Below are 18,624 nucleotides of genomic sequence, written 5' to 3'. Positions count from 1 at the left end.
CTGTTAAGGATAGCGAAAATGAAATCACGTGCAGCTGTTGCCTTTGGACCTGGACAACCTCTGGAAATTGTAGAAATTGATGTTGCTCCACCACAAAAAGGTGAAGTTTTAGTCAAGATTACCCATACAGGTGTATGCCATACCGACGCATTTACTTTATCTGGTGATGATCCTGAAGGTGTTTTTCCAGCAGTTTTAGGCCATGAAGGTGCGGGTATCGTAGTTCAGGTCGGTGAAGGTGTAACCAGCGTTCAGCCGGGTGATCATGTTATTCCACTGTATACGGCTGAGTGTGGTGAGTGTTTATTCTGTCAGTCAGGCAAGACCAATCTATGTGTTGCAGTCCGTGCGACGCAGGGCAAAGGTCTGATGCCAGATGGTACAACGCGTTTTTCTTATAATGGACAACCGATTTATCACTACATGGGCTGTTCAACCTTTTCTGAATATACCGTTGTCGCAGAAGTATCTTTGGCTAAAATCAATCCAGATGCTAACCCTGAACACGTTTGTCTATTGGGTTGCGGTGTGACCACTGGTTTAGGTGCTGTCAAAAATACAGCCAAAGTACAAGAGGGTGATACCGTTGCAGTCTTTGGTTTAGGTGGTATTGGTCTAGCAGTTGTACAAGGTGCAAAAAAAGCCAAAGCCAGCCGTATTATTGCGGTTGATACGAACCCTGACAAGTATAAATTAGCAGCAGAATTCGGAGCAACTGATTTTGTAAACCCAAAAGATCATGACCGTCCTGTACAAGAAGTCATTGTTGAAATGACTGGTTGGGGGGTTGATCATTCATTTGAATGTATTGGTAACACCAATGTCATGCGCTCAGCACTTGAATGTGCACACCGTGGTTGGGGGCAGTCGGTGATTATTGGTGTGGCAGGTGCAGGCCAAGAGATTTCAACGCGTCCATTCCAACTGGTCACTGGCCGTACCTGGAAAGGGACGGCTTTTGGTGGTGTAAAAGGTCGTTCACAACTGCCAGGTATGGTTGAAGAAGCCATGACTGGCGACATTCGTTTAGCCCCATTTGTTACGCATACCATGGGTCTTGACAAAATCAATGAAGCCTTTGACTTAATGCATGATGGAAAATCAATCCGTACTGTGATTCATTTTGAAGACTAATTCGCTGTAAGATGTTTAAAAAACCAAGCTGCGGCTTGGTTTTTTTGTTTTTGATTAGAAGAAAAGTGAATTGGCAAAACTGTTCATGTTGTTAGACAAAAATGATAAAAAATGTCAATTCGTTAGATTTTGTCCTTTTATGACATAGTCGAAAATAGGTTCTCACCTTATCTTGATGTCTCAATAATGCACACTTGTATAAAAATAAACTAAAGCAGAGGGTGACTATGGGAAAGCATGTTGAATACCGTCCCGAATGGGTACGCGAAGATTTCATCGATTTTCTGACTGAAAAAGTAAATCCGCTATGGGCATGGAAAAAAGCCAAAGCGCGGATTGTTGCAAAGCATCACTTGTCAGATGACTTTGTGTACATGCAGTTACAGCCAAATCATCATTTTAAAGCAACCGACTATCAAGCTGGGCAAAGTATCTTAGTGACAGTACTCATTGCTGGTGTACGTTGGCAGCGCAGCTATTCAATTGTCGAGATTATAGAAAATGGCAATCTTGTGATTGCTGTTAAACAACAGGGCAAAGTCTCAAATGCACTCACTCAACAGCCTGTAAAAAGTGTAGTTGAAATTTCCAAACCGCAGGGCGAATTTGTTTTAAAAAGTCAGCCTCACTCTGCACTGATGATTGCCTCGGGAAGTGGTATTACCGCAATTTACGCATTGATTAAGGCTGCATTAAAACGCCCACAAACAGTTTCCAATATCGATTTAATTTACTTTACGCGGGATGATGCCTTTCATGCAGAACTGCAACAACTTACTGAACATTATCCGCAGTTTAAATACCATCATGTCAATACACGGACTCATAAACAACATCTGAGCCAAGAGTTGCTTAGCCAAAAGATTGAAGGTTTTGAACAACGTGAATGCTATGCTTGTGGTGCTGCCAATATGATGCAAAGCCTGACAGAAATTTATCAGGCTCTAAACTTAGTTGACTATCTGCATACCGAATACTTTCAAATTGTTGTCGATCATACCCAAAGCGCTCAAGTGGTCACGTTTCAACGTTCGCAGCAACAGTTTCAAGCCCAAAGCAATTTATTAGACAGTGCAGAACAAGCGGGTTTACGTCCCGCACATGGCTGTCGTATGGGCATTTGTAATACTTGTTCATGTACAAAAGTTCAGGGTGTGGTGCGGAATCTGCTCACAGGCGAGCTTGATCAAAACAATAACACACAAATTAAATTATGCATTTCACAGGCTGTCAGTCCTGTTGTGATCAACCTTTAAGAAGGTATAGATATGAATCTTCCCGTTTATTTTAGTGAAAGCAGTAAATCCAAATATTTAAGTCCTGCACAAGTCGAAGAGTTTGGTACGAAAGTTGAAGCGATCCGTCGTGAAGTGATGGAAAGTCTCAATGAAAAAGATGCTGAGTATATTTACAAAATCCGAAATTTTGTGCGTTATAGCGAAATAAGCGCACGTGCAATGCTGATGTTTGCAGGATGGCTGCCTCCAGTATGGCTTTTGGGCACAGGTTTATTAGGGGTATCTAAAATCGTAGAAAATATGGAGCTTGGGCATAATGTCATGCATGGTCAGTTTGATTGGTTGAATGACCCAAGTCTCAATGGGACAAATTATGACTGGGATACTATGGCCACAGGCCCCGACTGGAAACATACGCATAATTATATCCACCATACCTACACCAATATTGTTGGTATGGACCATGATGTCGGCTATGGCTTAGTCCGTGTGAGCGATGCACAGGTCTGGGAACCTCGCTTTTTACTGAATCTACCTTTAGCTGCACAGTTAATGGTGTTTTTTGAATGGTACGTTGGTATACAAAATCTTCATATAGAAGATGTGGTGGCCTATAAAACAAAAACTTGGCGCGAAGTCTGGGTAGAGTCATATGATTTTAGGCAGAAAATGAAACGCCAAGTGATTAAGGACTATATATTTTTTCCCATCATTGCTGGGCCAAATGCACTACCAGTCTTTGCAGGAAATGCAGTAGCCAATGTTATTCGTAGTTTATGGGCATCCGCGGTGATTTTTAATGGTCACTTTACTGAAGATGCTGAAAACTTTGAAATGGACAATATTGACAATGAAACACGGGCCGAGTGGTATCTGCGCCAAATTCGAGGCTCAAGTAATTTTAGTGGGACACAGGGCTTGCATATTTTAAGCGGGAACTTGAGTCATCAAATCGAACATCATCTTTTCCCTGACATGCCAGCCAATCGCTATACGCAAGTAGCTCCCAAAATTAAAGCACTGTGTGCAGAGTATGGAATTCATTACAATGAAGCGAGTTTTATCAAACAGTTTTCATCTGTTTGGGTGAAATTGGCTAAATACTCACTGCCAAATGAGTGTTATGAAAAAAGTGACCCTACACAGTCTTTTCTGAAACACAATCTGAGTTTATTGAAGAAAAAAATCTTTAAATCATAGCTCACAAGCATGTACCAGAGCAGAAACTTTATTGGATAATATTGACCCATTAGGTTTCTGCTTTTTTTGCACAAAAGTAGGGCGTAAAATCCCTCTATATGATGTCTTTGTGTAAGTCGGATTAAATTTAATCATTATGTGAATAGTCGGCATTTACTTAAAATAAATTATTGTTAATATTGGTTTTTCAGTGAAAGTTGTTTAGCTTTGCTATGTCGCTCAAATACATGCTCATTTGCTATTGAAAACGGCTCTCAGTTATTTGTCTAATTTGTGTAATAGTTGCAATTTTTCATTGGTATACGCTTATATAAGTTGTATATGATGCATATTGTGATGGTAATCACGCAGCGTCATTATACTTATATTTACTTTTTTGTTTTTTCATTGTTTTTCATTAGACTTCCTTCATAAATCATTTTTCAATCAATTTAATTGTTTATCTTTCACCCAATCTAAATTGTATATGCCAGCAAGTAAATTAAACCGCAGGTTTAATCTTTTACGACGATTTCTATATACACAAGATAAAATCTTAAAACATTTCATCCTTCCAAATACATGCTCTACTTGAATTCGTCTACGACCAATCTCTTTATTTAACTTTTTTAATTCAGAATCTAGTTTTTCAGTTTTCTTTGCTTTAGATGGCATGAGGCATCCAAAACCCAATTTCTTTATCCCTAAATAACCCTTATCAACGATAAAAAAGGGCTTAAATTTTAATTTCCTCATACTTTTTTTAAATATTTTAAAATCATGCATGCTTCCATGACTTCCACATACACTCAGTATTTCACCTGTTGTATAGTGCATAGATAGCTGAAATTTAAAGGTATGTCGCTTTTTTTTACCGCTATACCATTTCTTCTGTTTTTTTTGGACGTTGAACTAATATTTCAGTTGCATCAATCACAACAACTTCCCAATCCACTTCATCTCGATTAGGAAGTTGTTTTGGCAAGTTAAATTTTCCAGAACGGATTAAGGTATCTTCAATAACACGTGTGATACGAATTGCACTCGTTTCAGATACACCGTAACTCATACCAAGATGGAAAAATGTTCGATATTCTCTCCAATATTCTATACATAAGAGCAAACGATCTTCCAACGGTAATTTATGCGGTCGTCCTTTACCAATATGACGAGGTAAATGCTTATTTAGCTCGGCCAACATGAGGTTAAATGTAGCCCAACTAACACCGGTAAGCCTACGAAACTTAACGTCTGATAATTTTTGAATATCTTTGAATTTCATCCAAGGATTATCTCTTGAATTAAATAATTTTGCTGACTAATTTAAGATCAAATAAATTGTACGTTTTTTGATTTATGACGGAAGTCTATTGTTTTTCATGACTTTGCTTGATTTCTTTTTTAAACAATATGTCTGGTTATGGACTAAACCAGCAAGTTTAAGTTGCAGATAATTATTATGTCTCGAACCCATTCACAGCCTAAGAATAAATCTAAAAATATTGCTTATGATCAACAGGCAGGAAAGAGTTCTACTTCAAAAAAAGACCACCATCTGATTGATATTATTCCTCAGCTTTTTTGGATTCATAATGACCTCTGCAAATATATAAATTTACCCTTACGTCAGTATGTGGGAGGAATGGATTTATCCGCAGATAGCTTCAATTTGGTCGAATATATTCATCTAGAAGATGCGCCAGCATTAGATGAATTTTTGCATCAACCGATAATTGCCGAGCTCACATTTGAAAAAACCTGCCGTATTCGTAATCATCAGGGCCAGTATCATTGGTTCTTAGTCCAAGGTGAAATGGATCGCTCTACGGCTGGATTTCAGCTGAGTTGCACTGATATTCATCAGGGCATGAAAATTTATATCGAGTCTTTGGCGCTGTTACGTGCGCATTCGGATATGTTAAATGCCAGCGTAGACTGCATTATTGTGGTTGAGCCAGATGGCACGGTCACACATATGAATAAGTCGGCATGTGTCATGTTATTGGGAAGTGCAGATGTTAAGGACTTTGGTATGTCTTGGGTCGAACTTTTGCCTCCTGCGGTGCGTAAAAAAGCCAAAAAAGCATTGTATGATGCAGGCCAAGGCCAAATTTCCCGTTTTAATGGCATGAGTTTATCGGTCGGAAAAGTTTATTATTGGGAAAATGTTCTGACACCTGTACTTGATGTTGACGGAAAGACCCAGAGTATTTTATGTGTTTCACGTGATATCACGCTGCAATATCTCACCGAACAAAAATTAAAACAAGGCAGTGAACGTGATGAGTTAACCGGTTTAAATAACCGACGTGCGTTTAAAGAAAAAATCAGAAAACTGTATAGTAGTGCACGTGATAAAAAACAAAAGTTAGCCGTCATGTTGATGGATTTAGATCACTTTAAAACCATCAATGACACACTCGGTTATGCCGCAGGTGACCATCTTTTAAGAATTTTATCGAAACGTTTAAAACAAATTTTAGAAGGGCGTGCTTTCTTGGCACGTCTTGGTGGGGATGAGTTTGGTGTGATTATTCCGAATGTGCAGGATATAGGTGAGCTCAATCAAATTGCCCAGCAGATTTTGCAACAACTCGAGATTCCCATCACATTTTCGGGGAACTACATCAATGGTGGCATGAGTATTGGATGTGGCCTCTATCCAGATGATGCCAATGACCTCAGTGAGCTACTCAAGTGTGCCGATACAGCACTCAATGATGTTAAAGCACAAGGGCGTGGTGGTATGCGCATGTTTGATCAGGATATGTTTAATGCGGTACGGGAACAATCTGAACAACTTAATTGTGCGCATCAAATTATTCGTAATGTTGCAATCGAGGCTTTCTTTCAACCGAAAGTCTGTTTAGATTCAGAACGAATTATTGGTTATGAAGCGCTATTACGCTGGCGTGATGATCAAAATAACATTCAAAGCCCTGCACGAATCGCAGCAGCTTTTAATGATTATGAGTTATCCAGCCGTATTGGTGAGATTATGCAGCATCAGGTTTTCAAGCAGATTACTGAATGGTGGGCAAAAGGCTTACACATTGTACCCATTTCAATTAATGCAGCACCTGTTGAGTTTATGCGTGATAATTTTGCGGAGATCTTTTTAAAACGTCTCAAATCCTACCGCATACCCTCAAAATTTGTTGAAATTGAGGTTACTGAATATCATTTGGCTGAACGCGGCTATGAATATGTGGTTCGTGCTTTAAAAAAACTCAAAGCAAATGGTGTGCGAATAGCACTGGATGATTTTGGTACGGGGCATTCTTCTCTTACTCATTTGCGCGATTATCCTGTTGATATTATTAAAGTTGACTGCTCTTTTGTACAACGCTTAAGTGATGATAAATCGATTTATGCCATTGTCGAAGGGTTAGCCAAACTCGGCCCGATTTTATCAATGGATATCGTTGCCGAAGGCATTGAAACCGAAACACAATTGCAGCTGTTAAGAGATATGGGCTGTCGTATTGGGCAAGGTTATCTGTTTAGTCCACCTGTTTGTGCTCAGCAGGCAGAAATGCAGTTGCTAAAACTACACTAGGCTTCATAGCGACTGTTCTCATGAACTCAAACATGATAGGCCATTAAGTTAAAGGCAAAGGCTTAAACGGAATAGAACAGAATTTTTTGTATAAAAAAGTGTTGTAAAAGCAAAAAAATCAGCGTATTTTAAATTTCAGATAACATATTTTTTGAAGATATAAAAATGTTAAAGCAACCTGTAATCTCTAACGCAAATTATTACTTCTGGCAATTTAGATAATTGCCTGAACGCGTTCGGGCATCAAGAGGTTGCCCACCTAGTTAATACCTGATCGGCAACCCTGGTCAGGTTTTTTTATATCTGCTGTTTTAATAAATTTTGGAGTACTTCATGAAAACAACTAACTATTCATACTTTAGCAACTTTTATTGGTTTTACTTTAGTCAATTTATGACTTTAGCCCAGCAATCCATTAGACCCATAACGCTCAAATAAAAGATCGGACTGAACACCACAGTCCAAAGGATACAAACCAATGAATGCTCTAAATACTGCACTACAAAGTACTCAAACGACAGTTCAAGAAACACTTTTAAGTTTGCCGCAGCAACTCAAAGCGCAGTTGCCACTTTCAACGCCATTAAAACTACAAATTGCTGAACAGCGTCAAACCATTCAAAATATATTAGAAGGCAAAGACCATCGTTTAATGGTCATTACAGGCCCGTGTTCCATTCACGACCCTATTGCGGTTTTAGAATACGCTGAAAAGTTAAAACAATTACAAACCAAAGTTTCAGATCAGATTTTCTTCGTAATGCGTGCCTATATTGAAAAACCACGGACTACGGTGGGCTGGAAAGGTTTTTTATACGATCCTTTACTTGATGGATCTTCCAATATGCAGTTGGGATTAGAGCAGTCTCGAGCATTGTATTTAGCGATTATTGAAATGGGTTTGCCGATTGCTACAGAAATTTTAAGCCCGATGGCGACTGCTTATTTCGACGATCTGTTGGCATGGGGAGCTATTGGTGCGCGTACCAGCGAGTCGCAGATTCATCGTGAAATTTCGAGTCATATGCCGTTTAGCATTGGTTTCAAAAATGGCACAGATGGTTCAATTCAAATTGCTCTGGATGCGATTCAGTCTGCATCAAACCCTCACCAGTTCATGGGAATTGGGCAGCAAGGCATGGCATGTATGCTTCAGTCCCAAGGAAATCCGAAGCCACACTTGATTTTACGTGGTGCAAACTCGGGGCCTAACTATGCTTTAGCCGATATTCGTCATATGCAAGATAAAGTCAAAGATGAATTACCTGCTTTGGTGATTGACTGTAGTCATGGTAACAGTAGTAAAAATCCACTCAATCAACCTAATGTATTGCGTAGCATTGTTGCAGAACGTACGCAAAGCAATGTGTGTGGTGTCATGCTTGAAAGTCATTTGGTTGATGGTAATCAGAAAATTTCAGATGACATGGTCTATGGTCAGTCTGTTACGGATGGCTGTTTAGGCTGGGAAAAAACCGAGCAAGTACTTTTAGAGGTTGCCGACACATTACGCAGCCACGCTGTTCAACGTAGTGCTTAATCAACGCAGCCAAAAAGACCTTTCATTGAAAGGTCTTTTTTTTGTGATGTAGTTCAATAAATGAAGATAATAAATTGAAAAATAAGCTAAAAATTATTTATCAAACGATAAATTAGGTTGAGCTAGAGCAGAAACTTATGCAAAATCAGAAGCCTGAAAGAACACGATAAAAAATTGTATTTTGAAGAAAAGAAATGCTTTTTAAAGTCAGCTATTTGCACTAATTTTTAGAGAACACTATGTATTCTGCAGAACTTTTAGAAGAAGCCCGTCGGATGATGTTTCACATGCTCAGCAAAGTGGTTGAGTATGGTGGTTCAGACTTATTTATATCTGCAGACTTTCCGCCAAGTATTAAGCATCAGGGCCTCATGAAGCCATTGGGTCAACAAAATTTGCCATCTGATCAGACCAAACTCTTTGCTTATAGTTTAATGAACGAAAAGCAACGATTGGAGTTCGAAACCGAGCTTGAGTGTAATTTTGCAATTAACGTTCCCAATGTTTCGCGTTTTCGTGTCAATGTTTTTCAGCAGCAACTGCATGTGGGGATGGTGATTCGTACGATTACTGCGGAAATTCCTAACTTCACTAAGTTACAACTTCCAACGTCTTTAAAAGACGTAATTATGGAAAAACGTGGTTTGGTCCTCGTTGTCGGTGGTACAGGGTCGGGTAAATCGACGTCTTTAGCAGCCATGATTGATCATCGAAATGAAAACTCGGCAGGGCACATTATTACAGTTGAAGACCCTGTGGAGTATGTACACAAGCATAAGAAATCGATGATTACTCATCGGGAAGTGGGTGTGGACTGTCATTCTTGGCACAATGCTTTGAAAAATACTCTGCGCCAAGCGCCCGATGTCATTTTAATTGGTGAGATTCGTGACACGGAGACGATGGAACATGCCATAGCTTTTGCGGAAACAGGCCACTTATGCCTGGGGACACTGCATGCCAATAATGCAAATCAGGCTTTAGATCGAATTATTAACTTTTTCCCAGACGAACGTCGCAATCAACTTTTGATGGACTTATCTTCCAATATGAAGGCGATTATTTCACAGCGTCTGGTGCGAACTGAAGATGGGCGTGGCCGCCGAGCAGCAGTGGAAATCATGCTCAATACACCGTTGATGTCAGACTTGATACTTAAAGGGAATTTCCACGAACTCAAAGAAGTGATGTCGAAATCACGAGAGTTAGGCATGCAGACTTTTGATCAGGCTTTGTTTGATTTATACAATCAAGGTGCAATCGCTTATGAAGAAGCACTACGAAATGCAGACTCGGTCAATGAATTACGTCTACAGATTAAATTAAAGAGTAGTCGTGCCAACCCGCAGTTAAACTCAAATAGTGCTTTGTCTTTTGATCAAGCGGTTGCTGAAAAAGCCAAAGACGCTGAAGAAGAGAAGGCCGACGCCTAATTTTCTGAGTCCGTAAGTTCATTGCTATGCGCATACGGACTGATATTTTAAGCGGTTTTCTTTCTATTCGCGATAAAGGCATAGAACAATAAACTTAAAACGGTTGTCAGTGCACAGAATAAATAGGTGAAGCTATAACCTTGCTTAGAAATGAGTAGACCCAACAATACAGAGCCAAGAGCAATACCTAAGTCATACATGGTAAAGAACGTGGAGGTCGCATGGCCAATCCGATGCTTTTCCGCACCTTGAATAGCTAAAGTTTGTAGACAAGGCTGTGCAGAACCAAAGCCCATGCCAACGCATACAGCCGCAACCAATAAACCCGTCAGAGATTGAATCTGACTGAGAATCATAAGCCCCAAGCTAAATAATATAATCGCTGGATAAATCACATAACTTGCCCCACGACGGTCATAAATTTTGCCTGTAATTGGGCGTAGGCTCATCATGGAAATTGCAAAGACGATAAAAAATAGGCTCGCATAGTTCAGCAGATGTTTAGACTCTGCATAAGTTGAAATGAACGACATGATACTGGCATAGGAAAAAGAAACGATCATGCCCATAATTGAAATATTCAAGGCTTTAGTTTCAACAAAGTCATGGATATTGAGCTTGCGCTTCACGGGTGGTGTCAATTTTTGAGTGGTCTGCTGAATTGGGATAAAGAAGCAAAACAAGAAACCGAGACAGACACTAAACGCTAAAATCCCTGCGACCATTGGATAGGATACAGACTGGATCAGAGTTTAACCGAGGAATGGCCCAAGTACAATCCCCAGATTAATGGACATGACAAAATAGCCCATGCCTTCGCCTTTACGTTTTTCTGGAATAAACTCATTGTCGATAGGTACGGCAACTGTGGTGACGATGCTGAACCAAATGCCATGTAGAAAACGAATCAGTAGTAAAAGTTGTAAATTATCAGCAAACAAATAGGCCAAGGAAAACAAACAAAATAGGGCTTTCGCGATAAAAAGCGTTTTCTTATTGCCAAATTTTTCAATAATGAGTCCGCTAAAAGGGCGAACTGCGATAGACGATGCCATGAACAAAGTCATGGCTAAGCCTGCTTGAGCAAGGCTTCCACCCAAATCATTCAAAATATAGATTGGAAGGATTGAGGTCTGTGCAAAGTAAAAGATGAACAAAAACAGATTGTTCGCTAAGCAAAGAATAAAAGACTTATTCCATAGTGATGATGTATTGAGAGCAGACATGCAGAACCCTTGGCTCGAAGATGAGGCTACAGGACGTAAACTGTTGTTATTATTTTATACAGAAGCTAGGGTACGGCTTTGAAATTGAAACAACCAGATTATAAGATAATGCACGTGAAAAGTATAATTATAGTGATAAATTAGGTATTTAATTGATGTGAATATATAAATATCGAGTTGATTTATCAGAATAAGATAATTTTTTTAAAAAATCAGTCCGCAGACTGATTTTTTGAGCCGTAAATATGAATACTAGGCTTTTAGACCCGCTTCATAGGCTGTGCTTGAAAGGAGTTGTTCTACATCTGCGATATTGTCTGGTTTGATTTTATAAATCCAACCTTTGCCGTAGGGGTCATCATTGACGAAGTCAGGATCATCTTCCAGATTGGCATTGATTTCTACCACGGTGCCAGAAACTGGTGCATGAATATCAGAAGCTGTTTTTACAGATTCCACCACACCCGCTTGTTCGCCCGCAGTGATTTGTTGACCAACTTCTGGTGTTTCAACGTAGACTAAATCGCCTAAGGCATCCTGTGCATGGTCTGAAATACCAGTTACAACAAGATCACCTTCAATACGCACCCATTCATGTGTACTCGCATACTTCAATTCTGAAGGATGATTCATGAATAACTCCTTAAAATACAAAAATCATTTTTCGCATGATTTATACATGCTTTTCTATCAAAACAAAAGATCTATAAATACGGATCTTTACGCCAATTACTTGGGCTGCGTCCACTCCAACGCTTAAAGGCTCGGCTGAAATTTGCCACATCACTATATCCCAGTTCGTCCGCAATTTGCTCTAAGCTATAGTCTGTACGTGACAAAAGTGACGTGGCATGACGGTAACGAACTTCATCCACAATAGTAGAAAAAGACGTGCTTTCAGCAGCCAATTGGCGTTTCAGTGTGCGATCAGACATGTGTAAGAGGTCAGCTACGTGCTCGATGCTTAAATAGTGTTGTTCTGAGCGCGTTAAAATGTCACGAACACGCATCGATAATCTTCGGCGTTCGCCCATGGCTGAGAGTTCAGCTTCACATTGATTAATGGCTATTTGGCTTGCAAGTGGGTCAGCATTGACCATTTTAAAGCCTAGATAATGCTTATCAAAACTCAAAAGTAAATGTGGTTGATCAAAGCGAACACTATGGTTAGGTAGCTTTGCACGATAGCGATCAAAGCCTTCGGGTTCTGGAAAATCGAAATCAATTTCCCCAGCCAGATTTTCAATGCCAGTGAGCGCCTTGCTCATAGAAACAATGCCAAAAATAATACTGATCGCAATATCGGTACGCAACGGTTCTATATCGACATCACAGCGTAATTGTAAAGTCGCTTTTTCGCCAAAGGTGGAAAAGAAAAGCTGCAAAAAAGGCATGCGCAGTTGAATAAAACGGTTAGCAAGTACCAAGGCTTCGCCAATATCATGAGTTGTCATAATGGCATAGCCAATGAAGCCATGAATTGAAATACGCATTTGCGTGCCTAGATGGTAGCCAAGCGTGGGCTCACCAGTGAGACGGCTGGCCAACTTCACAAGTTCATTGGCAGTATGAACGGGTATGCGGAACTCAGGCTCTGCGAGTTGTTCACTCGTGAGTTGAAAAGGGGAAAATAGCGTCTCTGCATTATAGCCCCAACGAGACACAACATCTAACAACAATAAGCCATAAACACCAGGAATTCCTTGATCTTGGCGAAGTGAAACTGTTTTCATGCGCGATCCATTGCATTTTTCTTTCTTTTCTGACTGAAGTTATATTGGCATGAATATTTCAAATTCATGGAGCATATTGTTGGACAATATGCTCCAAGCCTATATCAATTCAGTATCCTTTTCATTTCTTATTTAGTGGAACGATATTATAAATATCATAAATTTCTGAGCAAAAATATAAGACTCTCGATAAAAATAAAGGCTCAGCAAATGATGCTAAAAGTTAAGTAAAATCTTTTCAAAATCAGCACGCTAAAATCATTGATGATAATGATCTAAGCGTGCTGAGGACGGAAAGTAAAACTAGGCTTCTTTCTTTTTAATTGGATGTTGTTCCGTTAAAAATCCACCTGTTTGACGCTGCCAAAGGTGCGCATAGATACCATTTTTTTGAATCAGCTCTTCATGTGTCCCTTGTTCTGCAATACGACCTTCATCAAGCACGATCAAACGATCCATTTGAGCAATGGTTGAAAGACGGTGAGCAATCGCAATCACCGTTTTATCTTGCATTAGGTCATCAAGGCTAGATTGAATTGCAGCTTCAACTTCTGAGTCTAGGGCACTGGTGGCTTCATCTAAAATTAAGATTGGTGCATCTTTCAAGAACACACGAGCAATGGCGATACGCTGGCGTTGGCCACCTGAAAGTTTCACTCCACGCTCACCAACATAGGCTTCATAACCTGATTTACCACGTAAGTCAGTCAGCTGAGGAATAAACTCTTCGGCTTTGGCTTTACGTACAGCAGCATACATTTCTTCATCACTGGCATTGGGACGGCCATATTTAATATTTTCTGCAACACTGCGGTGTAGCAGGGAGGTGTCTTGAGTCACTAAGGCAATATTACGACGTAAGCTGTCTTGGGTGACATCTTCAATATTCTGTCCATCAATTAAAATTTCACCTTGTTTCAATTGATAAAAATGTAGCAATAGTTGAATCAGTGTTGATTTTCCTGCACCAGAGCGACCCACGATCCCAATTTTTTCACCAGCTCGGATGCGTAGGTTTAAATTGTCGATGACATTTTTACTGTTATACGCAAAAGTTACGTCTTTAAATTCGATCATGCCTTGTTTAACTTCAAGGTCTTTGGCATCAGGTTTGTCTTGAATCGTGATCGAACGACCGAGGGTTTTCATGCCATCTTGAATGGTGCCGACACTTTCAAAAAGTGCTGAGGTTTGCCACATGATAAATTCAGCAATACTGCTCAGTTTTAAAATCATAGCCGTTGCAGCAGCAATAACACCAAGTTCAACTCGCCCATTCATCCATAACCAAACTGCAGTGCCCAATACGCCCGCGTACAGTACTATATTTAAAAACAGGATACTGATTTCATACTTAGCACCTAAACGCATTTGTTTATAAACGGTGACCATGAACTCCTGCATCGAGGATTTGGCATATAAGCTTTCACGTCCTGCATGGGCAAAAAGCTTCACTGTTTGAATATTAGTATAAGCATCGGTAACACGGCCAGTCATCACAGCTCGGGCATCAGCCTGTTCATTTGAAACTTTACTCAAACGTGGGATGAAGTAATACGCAGCACAGATAAACAACGCCAACCAGACCAGTAAAGGCAATATTAGGAGTGGGGAAATAGCGGCAAGTACCAAATTGACTGTGACAAAATAAATGAGCACATAAGCTAACATGTCACCCAAAATAACCCAGAACTCACGTATTGCCAGTGCAGTTTGCATGACTTTTGCGGAGAGTCTTCCTGCAAAATCATTGTGAAAAAAGTCGAGGCTTTGCTTCAGCAGTAAATTATGAAAGCGCCAGCGCAGACGCATCGGAAAAGTGCTAAATAATATTTGGTGTTTAATAATCGACTGTAAACTGGCAAATAAAATATTGGCCAATAAAATACAGAATAAAAGGACTAAATTTGAACCATGTTCTGCTAAAAATGTTTCTGGCTGGCTTTTACTGAGCCAGTTTACTAAGTCACCAATTTTGGCATAAAACAAGGCTTCAAAACTGGCAGCACCAGCCGTGAATAAAACCAAAATCAGCAAATAGCCACGTACACCTTTAGCGGCCTGCCATACAAACGGAAAGAACGTGGTCGGTAAAGGTTGGTTTAAACCTTCTTCTGGATAGGGATCAACACGTTTTTCAAACCATTTGAACATGAATAAAACCTTCTAAAAATAAGTCATTTATAAGGTAATGACTTGTTTTATAAATAAGCAGAGTTTGAAAATTTTAGCATGAAAAGACCTCAGTGGTCTGTGTAAATTAAGAGAGGCTAAACGATGTTGTAGCAGTATGGATAGCAAGAAATGTAGATGAATAGATATAAAAAGTCTGAGAGAGATGGTTGATGAAAGGGAATCCAATCAAATGAATCCCCCAAGATGCTTAAAGCATTAGTTTGCTTGAGCTTCTGATGTCGCAACCGCATCAGATGCAGCAGCTTCTGAAGCAGGTGCTGCATTTTCAGTTGCAACAGCAGCTTGAGTGGTTTCTACAACTTGAGTTTCTGCTGCAAAAGAAGATGTCGCTGCTACAGCTAAAAGGGCGGCACATAAAGATTTATTTAAAGTATTCATTTTAGAAAGTCTTACAAAGTGAAAAGGAGTGGCTAATTTAATGAAGAGAAAAGGTTGATATTGTGATATTGAGGTATATTTCATGTAAATAATCACATAATTAACTTACATAATACACAAGGTAAATAACACAGTTGTTGAAAAACTAATGTTATGTATTTTCATAATTTTTATTCTAGAGTTGGTGATTTAGAACGTATATTAAAATGCCTATTCTTCGTTTTTAAGACCTTAGTATGCTAAAACTAGAGTGGTTTTAGCATACCAAAGTGAAAAAATTACGGGTTTGACATTGCGATTTGCATGTCATATCCCGATGGTGCTTGGTAAATTTTGAGACCAAATTCGGGAAGAATGGCAATTAAATGATCGAAAATATCCGACTGAATCGCTTCATAATCTTTCCATGCAATTTGATTGCTAAATGCATAAATTTCCAGTGGCAAGCCTTTTTCAGTCGGTTGTAACTGACGTACGATTAAAGATTGGTGTTTTGAAATGTTCGGATGCTGATTAAGGTACAGCTCAACATACGCACGGAAGGTCCCAATATTGGTTAAACGTCGCTGATTACAAGGAGATGTATTGCTCAATTTCTGATTAAACTCAATCAGCTCTGTACTCTTGTGATCTAGATATTGGTCTAATAATAAAAACTCTTTAAGTTTGCTTTGTTCTGCTTCAGACATAAAGTGAACGCTACTTTGGTCAATATAAAGTGAGCGTTTGATACGACGTACGCCTGCCTGTGACATACCCCGCCAGTTTTTAAAAGTATCAGTGACCAATTTGTTGGTTGGAATTGTGGTAAAGGTTTTATCAAAGTTCTGTACGGTGATGGTATGTAATGACATATCAATGACATCACCGTCTGCATTCAGGGATGGCATTTCAATCCAATCTCCAATGCGGACCATGTCATAGGATGAAATCTGAACAGAAGCCACCAAAGACAAAATGGTGTTTTGGAAGACCAACATCAGCACTGCCGCCATAGCACCGAAACCCGCCAGCAAGGTGAATACATCTTTTTTCAGGAAAGTCCCTAAGATCATCAAGCCACAAACGATGAAAATAATCAGTTTGATTAGCTGTAAATAGCCTTTGATGGGTTTATTTCTAGACTTCGGATTGCGTTGATAAACTAAATTGAAGATATTCAGTAATTCACCAATCGCGAGCGCAATGGTTAAGAAAATAAAGGCCTGTGCCGCCATTTGGACAAAGCTGACCATTTTCGCAGACAGGTGAGGAACGGTGACGATACCATTCATAATGACGATTGCTGGGACAATGTTCGCAATTCGACGAATCACGCTATGCTGCGACATGATGTCGTGATTGGCAAATTTTAGCTTAGTGATGAGATGCCGAATACCACGAACCACAACATGCTTGGCAATAATATATGCCAGTATAGCCACTAAAATGAGTATGCAGAATCCTGTCAGCATTTCGATCCAAGGATACTGATCCGACCAGTCTTTTAAACTCTGTATAAAATGAAAATTATCCAAAATGCGATCTTCTTTTGATTAAAACACTGCAAATAGTGTAATCAGCTATACGAATTAAGCAAATTGTGTCACTAAGTTTATACATGTTTTCAACGACTTGTTTATTTACTCTCTTCGATTCGATTTTCAGTCATTATTTGGATGTCGTGAAGTATAGCTCGTTGATGGTTGGGATATGTCAGGTCAGTGGAATGGTGAATTAGTTTTATAATGAACTAGGAAAAAAGAAGCTTCCAATATGGAAGCTTCTGATGGCTCAATAATTACCACATGAGATCATCAGGGATCACGTATGCAGCGTATGGATCTTCCTCATCGGTGACTGCTTCATTTTTCTCTGAGGTATTTACGATAATAAAGCCTTCAAGTTTGGCATTAATACGATCAGCTAAAGCTTTAGGTAAGAAGGCATAGCTTTCATGATCACGTGCAATCACGAGGCTACCAGCAACCAAGGCATTATAAATTTGTTGATTGATATATTGTTTTTTGATTTTGCCATCGTCAATAAACTGATAGGCCACGTCACCGTCGGTATCCCGGATTTTATGCTGCGTGATCATTTGAATGATCGTCGCTTTGAGCTCTTTTTCTTGCAATATCGCTTTCTTTTCAAGTTCAATAGCTTGATCTTTGGCCTGTTTTTGCTGTTTGTCTTGTGCAATTTTTGCCTTGATCTCAGCTTCACTGCTTTGACCTGTTCTTTGCTCATGCACTGCTTGTTTAGAAAGTTTTTTGGCCTTTTTGTTGTCAACTAAACCGGCTTTGAGTAACTGAGCCTGTAATGCATTTTTTACCATAGCGAATTCCACAACTGCGTTTAAAAACGACGATAACGAAAGTAAATGATCCAATATACAACACTAAGGATCAAGCTTAATGCTGTTGGAACTAAAAAAGAATTGAGTTTTAAATAGGGATACATCCAACTTGCACAGAGTCCACCGATCAAAAAGCCACTTAAAATCAAAAGATGTAAAACTACGCGCCGACGCTCAACCACGAGTCCGCGCACTCGATAGCCAAGCGCTAAACCGAGGTCGGTAAGGACACCCGATAAATGTGTAGTGCGAATGATAGTGCCTTTATAATGGCTCACCATGGCATTTTGCACACCCATTGCGACGCAGGCCCAGAGTAAAGCATAGCGTGGAAAATAAGGCAGAAAGAACCAACACAGAAAAATAAAAAAAGCCACTAACGTGAGTGGTACGCCATAGCGGCGTCCCAATCGAAAGTGACTATTTCCCAGAATTACACCGCTATAAAATGAACCGATGACATAGCAGACAGTTACTAATAGCAAATATAAAATGCTTTCGGATTGCCAATGTACAAGCGACATCGCCAAAACACTTACATTACCAGTCATATGGGAAACAGACTGGTGTAAAACAGTCACCAGTCCTAAGACATTAATCATTCCTGCATTGACTGCAAGAAAGAATGCCCCCAGTTGAATCCAAAGTGGTAAGTGTTGAAATGGCATAA

Annotated in this window: 15 protein-coding genes and 2 pseudogenes; 6 read left to right on the top strand and 11 right to left on the bottom strand. The window is 39.6% G+C overall.

Going from position 1 to position 18,624, the window contains the following annotated elements:
- Positions 1 to 18 precede the first annotated feature (18 nt).
- The 3 genes from ACFN7Z_RS09000 (at position 19) to ACFN7Z_RS08990 (ending at position 3,572) form a co-directional block, all read left to right on the top strand.
- Positions 19 to 1,134 (top strand): S-(hydroxymethyl)glutathione dehydrogenase/class III alcohol dehydrogenase, encoded by a 1,116-nt coding sequence (locus ACFN7Z_RS09000; protein WP_087013053.1) that lies wholly within the window; start codon positions 19 to 21, stop codon positions 1,132 to 1,134.
- A gap of 227 nt (positions 1,135 to 1,361) precedes the next feature.
- Positions 1,362 to 2,390 (top strand): flavin reductase family protein, encoded by a 1,029-nt coding sequence (locus ACFN7Z_RS08995; RefSeq protein WP_159151518.1) that lies wholly within the window; start codon positions 1,362 to 1,364, stop codon positions 2,388 to 2,390.
- Between the two features lie 12 nt (positions 2,391 to 2,402).
- Entirely contained in the window at positions 2,403 to 3,572 is a 1,170-nt protein-coding gene (locus ACFN7Z_RS08990) for an acyl-CoA desaturase (protein ID WP_159151519.1), read from the top strand.
- Positions 3,573 to 3,998: 426 nt separating this feature from the next.
- On the opposite strand, the pseudogene ACFN7Z_RS08985 reads toward ACFN7Z_RS08990, so the two are convergent.
- Positions 3,999 to 4,391: pseudogene (locus tag ACFN7Z_RS08985) on the bottom strand (transposase family protein); the annotation flags it as partial.
- 37 nt (positions 4,392 to 4,428) lie between these two features.
- Complete coding sequence (locus ACFN7Z_RS08980) at positions 4,429 to 4,752, bottom strand: IS5 family transposase (protein ID WP_032031561.1); 324 nt, start codon at positions 4,750 to 4,752, stop codon at positions 4,429 to 4,431.
- Positions 4,753 to 5,010: 258 nt separating this feature from the next.
- On the opposite strand from ACFN7Z_RS08980, the gene ACFN7Z_RS08975 reads away from it, so the two are divergent.
- Positions 5,011 to 7,110 carry an EAL domain-containing protein gene (locus ACFN7Z_RS08975; RefSeq protein ID WP_130235421.1) on the top strand — a complete coding sequence of 700 codons (2,100 nt, stop codon included), beginning with the start codon at positions 5,011 to 5,013 and terminating at the stop codon, positions 7,108 to 7,110.
- A 386-nt stretch (positions 7,111 to 7,496) separates the two neighbouring features.
- Here ACFN7Z_RS08975 and ACFN7Z_RS08970 read toward each other — a convergent pair whose 3' ends face one another.
- Positions 7,497 to 7,610, bottom strand: a complete 114-nt coding sequence (locus ACFN7Z_RS08970) for a hypothetical protein (protein ID WP_157843581.1) — start codon at positions 7,608 to 7,610, stop codon at positions 7,497 to 7,499.
- Between ACFN7Z_RS08970 and ACFN7Z_RS08965 the strand changes: the two genes are divergently transcribed.
- Positions 7,589 to 8,650, top strand: a complete 1,062-nt coding sequence (locus ACFN7Z_RS08965; protein WP_010326643.1) for a 3-deoxy-7-phosphoheptulonate synthase — start codon at positions 7,589 to 7,591, stop codon at positions 8,648 to 8,650. The two genes, ACFN7Z_RS08970 and ACFN7Z_RS08965, sit on opposite strands and share 22 nt — an antisense overlap.
- A gap of 239 nt (positions 8,651 to 8,889) precedes the next feature.
- Complete coding sequence (locus ACFN7Z_RS08960; RefSeq protein ID WP_010326644.1) at positions 8,890 to 10,083, top strand: PilT/PilU family type 4a pilus ATPase; 1,194 nt, start codon at positions 8,890 to 8,892, stop codon at positions 10,081 to 10,083.
- Positions 10,084 to 10,130: 47 nt separating this feature from the next.
- Here ACFN7Z_RS08960 and ACFN7Z_RS08955 read toward each other — a convergent pair.
- The 8 genes and pseudogenes from ACFN7Z_RS08955 to ACFN7Z_RS08920 all read right to left on the bottom strand — a co-directional run bounded on the left by ACFN7Z_RS08955 (position 10,131) and on the right by ACFN7Z_RS08920 (position 18,622).
- Positions 10,131 to 11,309 (bottom strand): annotated as a pseudogene (locus tag ACFN7Z_RS08955) (MFS transporter).
- Between the two features lie 252 nt (positions 11,310 to 11,561).
- Positions 11,562 to 11,942, bottom strand: coding sequence for a glycine cleavage system protein GcvH (gene gcvH, locus ACFN7Z_RS08950; protein ID WP_058951997.1), 381 nt, complete (start codon positions 11,940 to 11,942; stop codon positions 11,562 to 11,564).
- Between the two features lie 71 nt (positions 11,943 to 12,013).
- On the bottom strand, positions 12,014 to 13,042 hold the full coding sequence (locus ACFN7Z_RS08945) for an AraC family transcriptional regulator (protein WP_004693238.1): 1,029 nt from the start codon (positions 13,040 to 13,042) through the stop codon (positions 12,014 to 12,016).
- Positions 13,043 to 13,345: 303 nt separating this feature from the next.
- Positions 13,346 to 15,196, bottom strand: a complete 1,851-nt coding sequence (locus ACFN7Z_RS08940) for an ABC transporter ATP-binding protein (protein ID WP_010326648.1) — start codon at positions 15,194 to 15,196, stop codon at positions 13,346 to 13,348.
- Between the two features lie 237 nt (positions 15,197 to 15,433).
- Complete coding sequence (locus tag ACFN7Z_RS08935; RefSeq protein WP_010326649.1) at positions 15,434 to 15,616, bottom strand: hypothetical protein; 183 nt, start codon at positions 15,614 to 15,616, stop codon at positions 15,434 to 15,436.
- A gap of 278 nt (positions 15,617 to 15,894) precedes the next feature.
- Positions 15,895 to 17,133, bottom strand: coding sequence for a mechanosensitive ion channel family protein (locus tag ACFN7Z_RS08930; protein WP_010326650.1), 1,239 nt, complete (start codon positions 17,131 to 17,133; stop codon positions 15,895 to 15,897).
- Positions 17,134 to 17,396: 263 nt separating this feature from the next.
- Complete coding sequence (locus ACFN7Z_RS08925) at positions 17,397 to 17,933, bottom strand: DUF2058 domain-containing protein (protein ID WP_005399509.1); 537 nt, start codon at positions 17,931 to 17,933, stop codon at positions 17,397 to 17,399.
- A gap of 20 nt (positions 17,934 to 17,953) precedes the next feature.
- On the bottom strand, positions 17,954 to 18,622 hold the full coding sequence (locus tag ACFN7Z_RS08920) for a YoaK family protein (protein ID WP_010326651.1): 669 nt from the start codon (positions 18,620 to 18,622) through the stop codon (positions 17,954 to 17,956).
- Between the last annotated feature and the right edge of the window lie 2 nt (positions 18,623 to 18,624).

The sequence above is a fragment of the Acinetobacter sp. P1332 genome (genome assembly GCF_044057475.1).
In the GTDB taxonomy this organism is placed as follows: domain Bacteria; phylum Pseudomonadota; class Gammaproteobacteria; order Pseudomonadales; family Moraxellaceae; genus Acinetobacter; species Acinetobacter johnsonii.
This window is presented reverse-complemented; position numbering and strand designations above follow the sequence as displayed.

Excerpts from the sequence above, each read along its gene's own strand:
- ACFN7Z_RS08960 (WP_010326644.1), top strand. The coding sequence starts at position 8,890 with ATGTATTCTGCAGAACTTTTAGAAGAAGCCCGTCGGATGATGTTTCAC.
- gcvH (WP_058951997.1), bottom strand. The coding sequence starts at position 11,942 with ATGAATCATCCTTCAGAATTGAAGTATGCGAGTACACATGAATGGGTG.
- ACFN7Z_RS09000 (WP_087013053.1), top strand. The coding sequence starts at position 19 with ATGAAATCACGTGCAGCTGTTGCCTTTGGACCTGGACAACCTCTGGAA.
- ACFN7Z_RS08935 (WP_010326649.1), bottom strand. The coding sequence starts at position 15,616 with ATGAATACTTTAAATAAATCTTTATGTGCCGCCCTTTTAGCTGTAGCA.
- ACFN7Z_RS08925 (WP_005399509.1), bottom strand. The coding sequence starts at position 17,933 with ATGGTAAAAAATGCATTACAGGCTCAGTTACTCAAAGCCGGTTTAGTT.
- ACFN7Z_RS08965 (WP_010326643.1), top strand. The coding sequence starts at position 7,589 with ATGAATGCTCTAAATACTGCACTACAAAGTACTCAAACGACAGTTCAA.
- ACFN7Z_RS08945 (WP_004693238.1), bottom strand. The coding sequence starts at position 13,042 with ATGAAAACAGTTTCACTTCGCCAAGATCAAGGAATTCCTGGTGTTTAT.
- ACFN7Z_RS08980 (WP_032031561.1), bottom strand. The coding sequence starts at position 4,752 with ATGTTGGCCGAGCTAAATAAGCATTTACCTCGTCATATTGGTAAAGGA.
- ACFN7Z_RS08975 (WP_130235421.1), top strand. The coding sequence starts at position 5,011 with ATGTCTCGAACCCATTCACAGCCTAAGAATAAATCTAAAAATATTGCT.
- ACFN7Z_RS08920 (WP_010326651.1), bottom strand. The coding sequence starts at position 18,622 with ATGCCATTTCAACACTTACCACTTTGGATTCAACTGGGGGCATTCTTT.
- ACFN7Z_RS08995 (WP_159151518.1), top strand. The coding sequence starts at position 1,362 with ATGGGAAAGCATGTTGAATACCGTCCCGAATGGGTACGCGAAGATTTC.
- ACFN7Z_RS08990 (WP_159151519.1), top strand. The coding sequence starts at position 2,403 with ATGAATCTTCCCGTTTATTTTAGTGAAAGCAGTAAATCCAAATATTTA.
- ACFN7Z_RS08940 (WP_010326648.1), bottom strand. The coding sequence starts at position 15,196 with ATGTTCAAATGGTTTGAAAAACGTGTTGATCCCTATCCAGAAGAAGGT.